Consider the following 12,171-nt stretch of genomic DNA (forward strand, 5'->3'; position numbering starts at 1 on the left):
TCTCGTTGTCAGTGCCGCGCGGCATCATGAACTCATGCGTGCCGCCCGGCTGATCAAGATGGTCCTGCTGCTCCAGTCCCGGCCCTCGATGACGGGGGCCGAGCTGGCGCGCGAGCTGGAGGTCTCCGAGCGCACGGTCGCCCGGGACGTCCTCTCCCTGTCCGAGGCCGGCATCCCCGTCTACGCGGACCGCGGCCGGACCGGCGGCTACCGCCTCATCGGCGGGTACCGCACCCGCCTCACCGGCCTCGGCCGCAGCGAGGCCGAGGCCCTCTTCCTCTCCGGAGTGCCGTCCGCGCTGCGCGAGCTGGGCCTGGCCGACGCCGCCTCCGCCGCCCGACTGAAGGTCTCCGCGGCGCTCCTCCCCGAGCTGCGCGACGCGGCGACGGGCGCCGCGCAGCGCTTTCATCTGGACGCGCCTGGGTGGTACCAGGCGCCGAGCACCCCTGAACTGCTGCCCGCCATCGCCGAGGCCCTCTGGGACGACCGCGTGCTGACCGCCCGGTACTCCCGCAAGGACACCGAGGTCGAACGCGTACTGGAGCCGTACGGGCTGGTCCTGAAGGCAGGGGTCTGGTACCTCGCGGCGCGTGCGGGCGACGGCGACGGGGCCGGCGGCGGCCATCGGGTCTACCGCGTGGAGCGCTTCACCGCCGTCGCCGCGACCGAGGACCGCTTCGTCCGCGACCCCGACTTCGACCTGCCCGCGTTCTGGGCGGAGCGCGCCGCTCAGTTCGCCCGCTCGATCCTGCGCGAGGAGGTGACCGTACGGCTCACGCCCGCGGGCGCGCGGTGGCTCCCGCATGTGACGGACCGTACGGCGGCCGCGGAAGCCATAGCGGCGGCCGGGGCCCCCGACGACCAGGGGCGGATCACCGTCACCCTCGCCGTCGAGACCCTCGACGTCGCCTACGGCCAGCTGCTCGGACTCGGCCCGGAGGCGGAGCTGCTCGGGCCGCCGGAGCTGCGCGAACGGTTCGCGGCGGCGGCACGGCGGCTGGCCGGCCTCTACGAGTAGCCGCGGGTCACCGGTACCCGGTCACATCCGCCGGCTTCTCCGGCCCCTGCACCTCCTTCATGTACCGCCAGGCGTCCGGCGCCGAGCCGTCCACGTCCGTGAAGCCGTACACCTTCGCCAGCCCGCCGCTGGACAGCGACTGTCCGTTCCACCGCGCCACGTCCGGATCGGTGGCCAGCGCCGCCAGCGCGCGCCCCACGAAGACGGGCGTCTCGGAGATCGCGAAGTGCGGGTTCTGGGCGCAGCCGTCCCGCCAGTTCTCCTCCGTCACCTTGAAGTACGTGTCGAGCATCGCCTCCGAGCGCAGCCACCCCGGCGTGAGGCAGACCGCCGTACAGCCGTACTCCGCCAGCTCCTCCCCCAGGTCCCGCGCGATCCGGATCGGCGCGCTCTTGGCGAGGTCGTAGTAGAGCGGCTTGCGGTACTCACGGTTCGACTCGGCCGTGCCGTCCGTCACCTCCACGAGCAGCCCGCCGCGCCGCCGGATCAGCAGCGGCAGCGCGTACCGGCTGGTGATCAGGTGGCTCTCGATGCCCAGCCGCAGCACCCGCAGCCCCTTGTCGAGATCGTGCTCCCACGCCTTCTTGTCCCACTCGACGTGCCGGTCACCGCCCCAGAGGTCGTTGACCAGCACGTCCAGCCGCCCGTGGTCCCGTTCGATCCGCTCCACCAGCGCGCGCACCTGATCCGGCTCCAGGTGATCGACCCGTACCGCGATCCCAGTGCCTCCCGCGGCGGTCACCCGCTCCGCCGTCCCCTCGATCGTCTCGGTCGCCCGGCCCACCTCGCTGACGTGGTCCCGCGTCGTCCGTCCCGTGACGTAGACGACCGCGCCGGCCCGGCCCAGCTCCACCGCCATCGCCCGCCCCGCGCCCCGCGTGGCCCCGGCGACCAGCGCCACCTTCCCCGCCAGCGCCCGCTCTCCCCGGTGCCCATCGCTGTTCGTACCGCTCTGCTGCTGCATGTCCGTCTCCATACCGCGACCCTCACACCCAAACCCGTCACCTCCTGTCCGCTTTTCCGGTGAATTCCGTGTCGGTAACGACCCGGACGGATGCCCGCGCTCCGCGTGCGCGGCCGGGCGGCAAGCTGGATGCTGGACCCTGTGATGGACGAGACGGAGTTCTGGGAGCTCATCGACGACTCCCGCGAGGCGGCCGAGGACGACCCCGAGGAACAGGCCGATCTGCTGATCGAGCGGCTGATGCGGCTCGATCCCGACGCCGTGATCGACTTCGCCCGGCACTTCGAGGCGCGCTACAACCGCGCGTACACCTGGGACCTGTGGGCCGCCGCCGCGATCCTGCTGGACGGCGCGAGCGACGACGCCTTCGACTACTTCCGCTGCTGGCTGATCGGGCAAGGCCGGGAGGTCTTCGAGGGCGCGCTGCACGATCCCGACCGGCTGGCCGACCTCCTCCCGGACTTCGACGAGGAGGAGGACGGCGACGCGGAGGACCTGGGGTACGCGGCGGACGAGGCGTACGAACGCCTCACCGGCATCGTGATGCCCGACCTCGGCCTCGCCCCCGCACCCCGCGAACCACTCGGCACCGTCATCGACTTCGAGGACGACGCGGCCCTGGAGGAACGCTTCCCCGCCCTGTGGGAACGCTTCCGGGGCGAGTCTTAGGGGGAAGGCCGGCGGCAGGGCGTACGGGTAAGGCCGCCGGCAGGTCGTACGGGTAAGGCCGCCGGCAGGGCGCCTCAGCCCGTGGTGGCTGCGGCCCCGTCCAGCCACCGCCCCATCAGCACGTCATCCACGTACTGCCCCTCCAACCGGAACTCCCCCGGCAGTACGCCCTCCACCCGGAACCCCGCCGACTCGTACAGCCGCCGGGCCGGCGCGTTGTGCCCCAGCACCCGCAGCGTCATCCGCTGCGCGCCCTCCGCCACCGCCCGGCCGATCGCCGCGTCGAGCAGCGCGCGGGCCACCCCGCGGCCGCGCGCCCACTCGTCCACGGCCAGCCCCTGTATCTGCCGCACATGGGCGTTGGAGGCCAACGGGATCGGCCGTACCAGGCGCAGGTACCCGGCCGTCCGGCCGTCCGCCTCCGCCACCAGGAAGTCGTCCGGCACGTGCCAGGCGTCGAAGAACGGGTCGTACGGCGGCTCCGGGCGCGGCTGGACGGAGTGCAGCGGCGACCAGGTCCGCCTGTCCAGCGCCCCCAGCGCCGCCTCGTCGGCGGGCACGGCAGTACGTACGATCGGCTCGGGCATGCCGGTCACTGTCCCACGCGTGTGCCGTCACGGGCAGTATGGGGACCATGCGGATCGCGATCACCGGCTCGACCGGTCTCATCGGCACGGCTCTCCTGCGGTCACTGCGCGCGGACGGCCACGAGGTGCTGCGCCTCGTCCGGCACGCGCCACGCGCCGCCGACGAAGTGGCCTGGGATCCCGAACGGCAGACCGTCGACGCCGCGTCGCTCGCCGGCTGCGACTCCGTGGTCCACCTAGCGGGCGCCGGCATCGGCGACCACCGCTGGACGCCCGCCTACAAGAAGCGGATCCGCGACAGCAGGGTGCTCGGCACCGCCGCGATCGCCGAGGCCCTCGCCTCCCTCGACACCCCGCCGCGCTCCTTCGTCTGCGGCAGCGCGATCGGTTACTACGGCGACACCGGCGAGCGCCGCGTGGACGAAACCGCCCCGCCCGGCGACGACTTCCTCGCCAAGGTCTGCGTCGACTGGGAGGCGGCCGCCGACCCGGCCGTCGAAGCCGGTATCCGTACCACCTTCCCGCGCACCGGCCTGGTCGTCTCGCGCACGGGCGGCGCCTGGGGCCGGCTCTTCCCGCTGTTCAGGGCCGGACTCGGCGGCCGCCTCGGCGACGGCAGCCAGTACTGGTCGTACATCTCCCTACACGACCACATCCGCGCCCTGCGCCACCTCATCGACGACGAGACGCTGTCGGGCCCGGTGAACCTCACGGCCCCCGAGCCGGTCACCAACCGCGCGGCAACGGCCGCCATGGGAAAGGCCCTCCACCGCCCCACCCTCCTCACCGTCCCCGCACCGGCCCTCCGCCTGGCCCTGGGCGACCTCGCCACCAACACCCTCCAAAGCCAACGCGTCCTCCCCACCCGCCTCCTGAACAACGGCTTCACCTTCACCCACCCAACAATCCTGTCGGCGATCGCTGCCGCGTAGCCCGCCTGCGCAGAGCAGGGCCTCCACGTCCCCTGCGGCGCCACACCCCCTGACTCAGCCCTTCGAATCAGCCGTCGCCTGCTGTTGCGTTCGAACACGGCTGTTCCCGCGCGACACCTTGACGCAGACCAACGTCGGAGCCACCGACAACATCCTGAAGCGCCCCCTCGGCCTCGGCACGGTCGACCGCATCTACTCCACCGTCACCCTGGAGATCACCTCGGCGTGAGCCCCCATCGTCTGCGGACGCGGCGCTCTCGTCCCGGCCCCGCCCCGGACGCTGGCCCCCGGGGGCACGGTGGAAGGGGCCGAGGGAGCCGAGGCGGGGCGAGGCTGGGTAGGGGCGAAGCCGGCGGACAGGATCGAGGCCCGAGCCGGGGCGGGGCGGGGTCAGGGGCGGGGGTGTCCCCACCCCCCTTTGCCGGCGGCATGCCTTCTGTGGCTTGCCAGTGGCATGGCCGGTCCGTGACCCCCTGTGCGCCCTCTCGTTCGAATGTGTGGGTATCAGCGGTGCGTGCGAAGGGCATGAGACGTGGGCCGAAACCCCGGCCGACCCAGGGAGGGACCCGTGCCGCGCACCCCCGCTTCCCGAACCCCCTCGTCCGAGCCAGCACCCCCGGCGGACACCGTGGACGTCGTCATCATCGGTGGTGGCGTGGCCGGTCTGGCCGCCGCGCACCACCTCACCCGCGCCGGCGCCACCGTCGCCGTCCTGGAGGCCGCCGACCGCGTCGGTGGCCGCGCCACTACCGAGGAGCTGGACGGCTTCCGACTGGACCGGGGCAGTCAGCTCCTGGTCAGCTCCTATCCCGAGCTGAGCAGAACCCCCGCGCTCGGCGACCTCACGCTGCGGCCCTTCGCGCCCGGTATATGTCTGCACAACGGGCGCCGCGCGCAGCGCATCGGTGCTGTCCGGAGCACAAGGGTCGCACTGGCCACAGCGCGCGCCCTTTCGCGCGCCTCTGCACGCCCCTCCCCGCGCACCGGCGTCCGTATCCCCTCGCTCCCCGGTCCCCGCCTGCCATCGCCCGGCGGACCGCTGGGCCCGTCGCCCCGTCTCCCCTCGCTCGCGACCTCCCGGCTCCCCGGTCTCGGCACCTCGCGGCTTCCCGGCCTCGCGACCGCCCGCTTCCCCGGCCTCGGTACCTCACGTCTTCCCGCGCTGCGCGTCCCCCAGGGCACGCAACGGGCTTCCCGCAGCGCCTCGGGTCCGGGACGCGACCAGCCGGTCCATGACGTCCTCTCGCCCCGCGCCGCCGCGCTGCGTCCGTTGCTGACCGCTCTGCTCGGCGATCCCACGCTGCAGGGCTCCAGCCTCGGCGCCGCCCTCACCCTGCGCGCCTTCGCCACCGGGCGGTTGTGTCTGCCGGCGGGAGGTGCGGCGAGCGTCCCCGAGCTGCTCGCCGCCTCGCTGCCGCCGGGCACCGTGCGCACGTCCGTCCGTGCCGTCTCCGTCTCCACCACGCTCGTCACCACCTCCGATCAGCGTCAACTCCGGTGCCGAGCAGCGCTCGTGGCCACGGGGGCGCGCGACGCCGCTGAGCTGTTGCCGGGGCTCCGGGTCCCCGACTTTCATCCTGTGACCATGTTGCACCACACCGCCGACACCGCCCTGAGTTATCCACAGGCACAGGACGCGGCGCTGTTCCTGCCGACCGAGGGGCCGGTGGCGTACAGCTATGTGGCGAGCGCGGTCGACCCCTCGCGCACCCCGCCCGGCAAGTCGCTGATCACCACCGCCGTGCTCGGCTCCGCCGCCACGCTGCCCGCCGGCGCGCTCGACAAGACCGTCCGCCCACAGCTGGAGCGGCTGTACGGGACCGGCACCGACGGCTGGCGGCTGCTGGCCGCGCATCATGATCCGTACGCCGTGCCGGCCATGCCCGCGCCGCACGATCCGCTGCGTTCCGTACGCGTCCTGGCCGGGCTGTACGTCTGCGGGGACCACCGCGACACCGGCACGGTCCAGGGCGCGCTGCGCTCGGGTCGCCGGGCAGCGCGCGCCCTGCTGAGCGACTTCGGCATCCCGGCGCCCGACGACTCCCCCCGCGCCCTCTCCGACGCGGCCTGAGCCCGTCGGCGGACAGACCCCACGCCGCGGGGCCGAGGCGTCACACACTCGCCCCGGCCCCGCCGCCCCACTCCGTACCGCCCGCGTCTCACCCCAGCGCGGTCACCTTGTCGCGGTACCCGCGTACGGGGGCGGCGTCCCGGTACGGCTCCAGCCTGCGTTCGAAGTCCCGTACGTACTCATGCACTCGTACGGACCGCATCTCCGCCGCCTGTACCGCCGCCTCCGCGCCCAGCGTGCACGCCTGCTCCAGTTCGCCCAGGCCCAGCCGGGCGCTCGCCAGCACCAGGCGGCAGAGCAGCCGGCTGCGGGCGTAGCCCGCGCCGCGCAGCTGCAGCGAGCGTTCGGCGTGCTGGGCGGCCGCGCGGTACTGCTGCAGATCGCGGTGGCAGTGCCCGAATTCGTCCGCGAGCTGGGCTTCGTCGAAGCAGCGCGCCCAGTGCGGGACCTCGTCCCCGGGGCGCGCGGCCTCCAGTGCCCGTTCGGCGCGGGCCAGGGACGCGGTGCAGGCGCGTACCTCGCCCAGTACCGCGTGCCCGCGTGCCTCGGCCGCGTGCAGCAGCGCCTGGACCAGCGGCGGGGGGCCGCTGCCGATGCCCTGCTGGGCCACCCGCGCCAGCTGGACGGCCTCCCGGCCGTGCCCGAGGTACACCGCCTGCCGGCTCATCGTGATCAGGACGTAGCTGCCGTACGCGCGGTCTCCGGCGGCCTGGGCGAGCCGCAGCGCCTGGACGAAGTAGCGCTGTGCGAGGCCGTGCGCGGTGATGTCGTACGAGGTCCAGCCGGCCAGCCGGGTCAGGTCGGCGACGGCCGAGAAGAGCCGCCGCCCGATGGTCTCGCTGTACGCGCCGCGCAGCATGGGCTCGGCCTCGTGTTCCAGGTAGCGCACCAGTGCCTGGCGCGCGTGTCCGCCGCCGTACGCGTGGTCCAGCGTCCGGAAGAGCTCGCCGACCGACCGCAGTGCCGCGATGTCGCCGCCCGACACCCGGTAGCCGTGCGCGGGGTCCGGGCGCTCGGGGCGGCGCTGGCGGGGTACTCCTGTACGCAGCTGTGGGGGCACCCGGGGGCCGGGCGGCTCGGGGCCCGGTTCGCCCCGCGCGACCCGTTCGTCGGCGCGTCCGATGAGCCAGTCGCGGCTGGGCACCACCAGGCCGGCCGGGGTGAACGCGATCTTCCGCAGTTCGGCGTGGCTGCCGGAGTCCTTGCGCCACAGTCCGCTGACGATGTCGACGGCCTCGCCGGGGCTCGCGGCGAATTCGAGCCCCGCGTATACGGGCGCGCAGGCGTCCAGACCCAGGTCCTGCGCCGAGAGCCGGCGTCCGAGGCGGCGGGTGAAGACCTCGGCGATCAGTGCGGGGGTGGTGCCGCGTGGCTGCTGGCCGCGCAGCCATCTGGTCACCGATGTCTTGTCGTAGCGCAGGTCGAGCCCGTGTTCCAGCCCCAGCTGGTCCACCCGGCGGGCCAGACCGGCATTGGAGAATCCCGCCTCCGCGATCAGCGAGGCGAGTCTGCGATTGGGTGTGCGTTGCGGCGATCCCTCAAGCTGTGGGCCTGGGTCGGGTCGTTCCGTCATCAGCTTTACGGTCTCCTGCCTTCCGGGCCGCGCCGCCCGGGCCCGGTCGACACCGTCCGGCGCTTTCGCCCTCCTGGAACGGCGTGAATGTAGCGGCCCAAGGAGGAGTTCCGGCCAGGTTCTCTCCGCGTTCATCCGATCGTGTGAGCACAGCGTCGTGGGCCGACGCGGCCTCACCGAGCCCCACCGGAAGTCCTGTCCCGTACGTCCACTCCGTACCGTCCGTCACACCTGCACCACCCAGGGACGCAGCGGCCGCCACCGGCCCCTCGTACGGCCCCGTACCCGGCCGCCCTCGGGCGTTTCCAGGCACGGCCGTACAGTGGTGACGGGCGCGATGGATGCAATAAGAGGAGCCGCCATGAGTGAGCTGCGCTTTGTCCGGATGGGCTTCGGCGCCGACGCCGTGGAGTACACGACGGCGTGGCAGGAGCAGCGCCGGGTGCACGCCGCCCGGTTCGCCGACGAGGTCCCGGACACCTGTCTGCTGCTGGAGCACCCGCCCGTGTATACGGCGGGCCGGCGTACGGCCGACAGTGAGCGCCCCCTGGACGGCACCCCCGTCATCGACGTGGACCGCGGCGGGAAGATCACCTGGCACGGTCCGGGGCAGCTGGTCGGTTACCCGATCCAGAAGCTGCCGCGGCCGGTCGACGTGGTGGCGCACGTGCGCCGCCTGGAGGAGGCCCTGATCGGGGTGGCCGCCGAGTTCGGCGTGGAGACCTCCCGGGTCGAGGGCCGCAGCGGTGTGTGGGTGCTGGGCGATCCGATCGAGCAGCGGGCGGCCCTGGGCGGCCTGAACCTGGACTTCGATCCGCGCGTCAACGACGAGCTGTTCGACCCCCGGCTGAATGGCCCGGAGTACGCCCCGTCCAACGCCGGGCAGCGCCGCGAGGACCGCAAGCTCGCCGCGATCGGTATCCGGGTGGCGAAGGGTGTGACGATGCACGGCTTCGCGCTGAACGTGAATCCGGACAACACCGAATTCGACAAGATCGTCCCGTGCGGCATCCGCGACGCGGGCGTGACCTCGCTCTCGAACGAGCTGGGCCGCGAGGTCACCATCGACGAGGTGCTACCGGTCGCCGAGAAGCATCTGCGCGACGTCCTGGAGAACGCCGAGCTGCTGCCCCGCGCCGTCTGACCCGGCCCGCCGGCGTCCTCCACGAGAGGGCCCCGGCGGAATGCAGCCCGGCAGTAGCGGGTTGCGCAGCACGTAAAGACGTGCGAATAACGGGCGTACCCTGGGTACGCCGAAGAAACGAAGCTTAGGGAGCCGGAGTGTCCGCTGTCGCACCCGACGGACGCAAGATGCTGCGCCTGGAGGTCCGGAACAGCCAGACCCCCATCGAGCGCAAGCCCGAGTGGATCAAGACCCGGGCGAAAATGGGCCCCGAGTACAACCACCTGCAGGGCCTGGTGAAGAGCGAGGGCCTGCACACGGTCTGCCAGGAGGCGGGCTGTCCCAACATCTTCGAGTGCTGGGAGGACCGCGAGGCGACCTTCCTCATCGGCGGTGACCAGTGCACGCGCCGCTGCGACTTCTGCCAGATCGACACCGGCAAGCCGCAGGAGCTGGACCGCGACGAGCCGCGCCGGGTGGCCGAATCCGTACAGACCATGGGTCTGCGGTACGCCACGATCACCGGTGTCGCGCGCGACGACCTGGACGACGGCGGGGCCTGGCTGTACGCCGAGACCGTCCGGCAGATCCACGGCCTGATGCCCGACACGGGTGTCGAGCTGCTGATCCCGGACTTCAACGCGGAGCCCGACCAGCTGGCCGAGGTCTTCTCCTCGCGCCCCGAGGTGCTGGCCCACAACGTGGAGACGGTGCCGCGGATCTTCAAGCGGATCCGCCCCGGTTTCCGGTACGAGCGTTCCCTGAAGGTCATCACGGAGGCCCGCAAGGACGGCCTGGTGACCAAGTCGAACCTGATCCTGGGCATGGGCGAGACCCGTGAGGAGATCAGCGAGGCGCTGCAGGACCTGTACGACGCGGGCTGCGAGCTGATCACGATCACCCAGTACCTGCGTCCGACGGTGCGGCACCACCCGGTGGACCGCTGGGTGAAGCCGCAGGAGTTCGTCGAGCTCAAGGAGGAGGCGGAGGAGATCGGCTACGCGGGCGTCATGTCCGGGCCGCTGGTCCGCTCCTCGTACCGGGCCGGCCGCCTCTACCAGCAGGCGATGGACAAGCGCGCGGCGGACGCGGAGCGCCCGGCCGTGTGATCGCTCGCCGGAAGGCGGTGTGATCACCATCGGGAAGCGCCCGCATGGTGGACGGGTGGCCGTCGTGCCGCGTCGATCACCGTCGGGCGCCACCCGTCCGCACGATCAACTAAAAATTCTTTGCATTCGCGAGCGGCCTCTCCCGGCCCCGACGATGTGAATCCCGGCACACGCCGGACGGCGCGGCCCGTACTTCTCCCAGGCGGGAGCGGTGCGGGCCGCGCCGACGATTCATGGGCGTTTGACCGTACGGTCATCCGTTGGTAACACCTATCCGTGAAGCTTTCCGTGACGATGGATGCACGCACCGCTCACACTCCCGTTGTTCCCACCACCCCGAAGGGGACTCACGCCATGCAGGCCGCGCCCGTCCGCGCCACCGCCGCACTGCCGATCCCGTCCGTCACCGGCGCCCTGCGCGCCATGGAGTCGCTGCTGATGCGCAATGGTCAGCGCACCGCCCGCCGGAACGCCTGGACCGCGGTCCTCGAGGACCGCCGCCGCGCCGAGGACCGGAGGGCCGCCCAGCATGTACTGGAGGCCGCGGCGACCCGGAGCACCTCGGCCACGTAAACTTCCGTACATGGCGAGGAAGGAAAACGCAGACACTGCGAACCAGGGGCGGCTCAAGCAGATCGCCCTGACCTACAAGATGACCCGTCGGGTCGACTCCAAGGTCGGTCTTGTCGTCGCGGGCGTGGGCATCGTCGTATTCGGCGTTCTCCTTGCCATCGGCTTCCTGATCGGCCACCCCGTGTACGCCGGCATTCTGGGCTTCCTGCTGGCCTTCCTGGCGATGGCGATCATCTTCGGCCGGCGCGCCGAGAAGGCCGCCTTCGGCCAGATGGAGGGCCAGCCGGGTGCGGCGGCCGCCGTGCTGGAGAACATCGGCCGCGGCTGGTCGGTGACCCCTGCGGTCGCGATGAACCGCAACCAGGACGTCGTGCACCGCGCGGTCGGCAAGCCCGGCATCGTGCTCGTCGGCGAGGGCAATCCGAACCGCCTCCGTGGCCTGCTGGCCGCGGAGAAGAAGCGGATGGCCCGGACGGTCTCCGACGCGCCGGTCCACGACTTCGTGGTCGGTGACGACGAGGGCCAGATCCCGCTGAAGAAGCTGCGTACGACGCTGCTGAAGCTGCCGCGCACGCTGACCGGCCCCCAGGTGACGGCCACCAACGACCGGCTGAAGGCGCTCGGCGACCTGATGAGCAACATGCCGGTGCCGAAGGGGCCGATGCCCAAGGGCGCGCGGATGCCGAAGGGCGGCCGGATGCGCTGACGGCTTCGCCGTCCGTCCGACGACGACACGACGAGCGGCCCGGGACCACCAGGTCCCGGGCCGCTCGTCGTGTGCGGGCGCGTACGCGCCTCGGAGCTGTGCCCGCGGGCGCGTGTACGTGCCTCAGATCCGTACCTGGACGGCGCGCGCCAGGCGGTCGTGCAGGCCGCGGCCGTCGCGGTCCCAGATCGCGGCGGGGATGACGATCATCAGCGCGACCGTACGGACCAGTACCCGGGGCAGCGACAGCCGGCCGCCGCCCTCGGAGACGACCCGCAGGCCGAGCAGCCGCTTCCCGGGAGTGAAGCCGACCGTACCGACGGTCAGCAGGCTCAGGACCAGGAAGACCAGCAGCGCCCAGTTGCTCGCCGCGTTCGCCTTGCCGCCGCTGAGCAGCCCGTACGCGACGAGCATGCACAGCGCCCAGTCGATGAGGAGGGCCGCGATCCGGCGGCCCGGGCGGGCGACCGAGCCGGAGCCGTGCTCCGGCAGTCCCAGCTGCTGCCCCCGGTAACCGAAGTCGACGCCCATGTCCTCGGCCGCCGCGCGGGGCCCGGAGAGCCACGATCCCATTGCTTGCCTGTTGTCCACCCGTCCACGGTACTGCGACCGCATACATTTCCCGCGGGCCGGGGCGCCGGAACCGGGTGTGCGGCCGCCACCACGCCGTACGGGGTGCGGGGCCGTCCCGGCACCCGGCCGGGGCGCCACGACGGGCCACAGGCACCGCGCGCCGGTTAACCTGGGCGAAACAAATGGGTCATGCTTGGGAAATCCCGCCTACCTATGGTCGGGCGAGCGCGCCACCGCACATGGTCGCGATCCGAGGAGCAACCCCGAGCCGCC

Annotated in this window: 12 protein-coding genes; 8 read left to right on the plus strand and 4 right to left on the minus strand. The window is 72.5% G+C overall.

Annotated elements, in window-relative coordinates; genetic code table 11:
* The first annotated feature begins 34 nt into the window (after positions 1–34).
* Positions 35–1,018, plus strand: coding sequence for a helix-turn-helix transcriptional regulator (locus tag IF04_RS0115735; RefSeq protein WP_030256804.1), 984 nt, complete (start codon positions 35–37; stop codon positions 1,016–1,018).
* Between the two features lie 7 nt (positions 1,019–1,025).
* Here IF04_RS0115735 and IF04_RS0115740 read toward each other — a convergent pair whose 3' ends face one another.
* Entirely contained in the window at positions 1,026–1,982 is a 957-nt protein-coding gene (locus IF04_RS0115740; RefSeq protein WP_051831283.1) for an SDR family oxidoreductase, read from the minus strand.
* 144 nt (positions 1,983–2,126) lie between these two features.
* Here IF04_RS0115740 and IF04_RS0115745 point away from each other — a divergent pair, with 144 nt between their 5' ends.
* Positions 2,127–2,651 (plus strand): DUF4240 domain-containing protein, encoded by a 525-nt coding sequence (locus tag IF04_RS0115745; RefSeq protein ID WP_030256809.1) that lies wholly within the window; start codon positions 2,127–2,129, stop codon positions 2,649–2,651.
* A gap of 74 nt (positions 2,652–2,725) precedes the next feature.
* On the opposite strand, the gene IF04_RS0115750 is transcribed toward IF04_RS0115745, so the two are convergent.
* Positions 2,726–3,238 carry a GNAT family N-acetyltransferase gene (locus IF04_RS0115750; protein ID WP_030256810.1) on the minus strand — a complete coding sequence of 171 codons (513 nt, stop codon included), beginning with the start codon at positions 3,236–3,238 and terminating at the stop codon, positions 2,726–2,728.
* 38 nt (positions 3,239–3,276) lie between these two features.
* Here IF04_RS0115750 and IF04_RS0115755 point away from each other — a divergent pair, with 38 nt between their 5' ends.
* Positions 3,277–4,170, plus strand: a complete 894-nt coding sequence (locus IF04_RS0115755; protein ID WP_030256812.1) for a TIGR01777 family oxidoreductase — start codon at positions 3,277–3,279, stop codon at positions 4,168–4,170.
* Positions 4,171–4,738: 568 nt separating this feature from the next.
* Positions 4,739–6,241 (plus strand): NAD(P)/FAD-dependent oxidoreductase, encoded by a 1,503-nt coding sequence (locus tag IF04_RS0115765; protein WP_245654413.1) that lies wholly within the window; start codon positions 4,739–4,741, stop codon positions 6,239–6,241.
* A gap of 88 nt (positions 6,242–6,329) precedes the next feature.
* Here IF04_RS0115765 and IF04_RS0115770 read toward each other — a convergent pair whose 3' ends face one another.
* Positions 6,330–7,814: an NsdA family TPR-like regulatory protein gene (locus IF04_RS0115770; RefSeq protein ID WP_030256816.1), complete on the minus strand. Its 1,485-nt coding sequence runs from the start codon at positions 7,812–7,814 to the stop codon at positions 6,330–6,332.
* A gap of 361 nt (positions 7,815–8,175) precedes the next feature.
* On the opposite strand from IF04_RS0115770, the gene lipB reads away from it, so the two are divergent.
* The 4 genes from lipB to IF04_RS0115790 all read left to right on the plus strand — a co-directional run bounded on the left by lipB (position 8,176) and on the right by IF04_RS0115790 (position 11,325).
* The gene (lipB, locus tag IF04_RS0115775; protein WP_030256819.1) at positions 8,176–8,958 is read left to right on the plus strand and encodes a lipoyl(octanoyl) transferase LipB; all 783 of its coding nucleotides are present in this window, start codon (positions 8,176–8,178) and stop codon (positions 8,956–8,958) included.
* A 137-nt stretch (positions 8,959–9,095) separates the two neighbouring features.
* Positions 9,096–10,046, plus strand: a complete 951-nt coding sequence (gene lipA / locus IF04_RS0115780; protein ID WP_030256822.1) for a lipoyl synthase — start codon at positions 9,096–9,098, stop codon at positions 10,044–10,046.
* A 354-nt stretch (positions 10,047–10,400) separates the two neighbouring features.
* Entirely contained in the window at positions 10,401–10,619 is a 219-nt protein-coding gene (locus tag IF04_RS0115785) for an SCO2195 family GlnR-regulated protein (protein WP_030256824.1), read from the plus strand.
* A gap of 10 nt (positions 10,620–10,629) precedes the next feature.
* The gene (locus IF04_RS0115790; protein WP_030256826.1) at positions 10,630–11,325 is read left to right on the plus strand and encodes a DUF4191 domain-containing protein; all 696 of its coding nucleotides are present in this window, start codon (positions 10,630–10,632) and stop codon (positions 11,323–11,325) included.
* 123 nt (positions 11,326–11,448) lie between these two features.
* Here the strand turns inward: IF04_RS0115790 and IF04_RS0115795 are convergent, their stop codons facing one another.
* Positions 11,449–11,916, minus strand: a complete 468-nt coding sequence (locus IF04_RS0115795; RefSeq protein ID WP_030256828.1) for an RDD family protein — start codon at positions 11,914–11,916, stop codon at positions 11,449–11,451.
* Positions 11,917–12,171: the final 255 nt, after the last annotated feature.

The sequence above is a fragment of the Streptomyces violens genome (genome assembly GCF_000717745.1).
Taxonomy (GTDB): domain Bacteria; phylum Actinomycetota; class Actinomycetes; order Streptomycetales; family Streptomycetaceae; genus Streptomyces; species Streptomyces violens.

Bases quoted from the DNA above. Each gene is read 5' to 3' on its own strand.
- IF04_RS0115750 (WP_030256810.1), bottom strand. From the start codon at position 3,238: ATGCCCGAGCCGATCGTACGTACTGCCGTGCCCGCCGACGAGGCGGCG.
- lipB (WP_030256819.1), top strand. From the start codon at position 8,176: ATGAGTGAGCTGCGCTTTGTCCGGATGGGCTTCGGCGCCGACGCCGTG.
- IF04_RS0115735 (WP_030256804.1), top strand. From the start codon at position 35: ATGCGTGCCGCCCGGCTGATCAAGATGGTCCTGCTGCTCCAGTCCCGG.
- IF04_RS0115785 (WP_030256824.1), top strand. From the start codon at position 10,401: ATGCAGGCCGCGCCCGTCCGCGCCACCGCCGCACTGCCGATCCCGTCC.
- IF04_RS0115790 (WP_030256826.1), top strand. From the start codon at position 10,630: ATGGCGAGGAAGGAAAACGCAGACACTGCGAACCAGGGGCGGCTCAAG.
- IF04_RS0115740 (WP_051831283.1), bottom strand. From the start codon at position 1,982: ATGCAGCAGCAGAGCGGTACGAACAGCGATGGGCACCGGGGAGAGCGG.
- IF04_RS0115745 (WP_030256809.1), top strand. From the start codon at position 2,127: ATGGACGAGACGGAGTTCTGGGAGCTCATCGACGACTCCCGCGAGGCG.
- IF04_RS0115755 (WP_030256812.1), top strand. From the start codon at position 3,277: ATGGGGACCATGCGGATCGCGATCACCGGCTCGACCGGTCTCATCGGC.
- IF04_RS0115770 (WP_030256816.1), bottom strand. From the start codon at position 7,814: ATGACGGAACGACCCGACCCAGGCCCACAGCTTGAGGGATCGCCGCAA.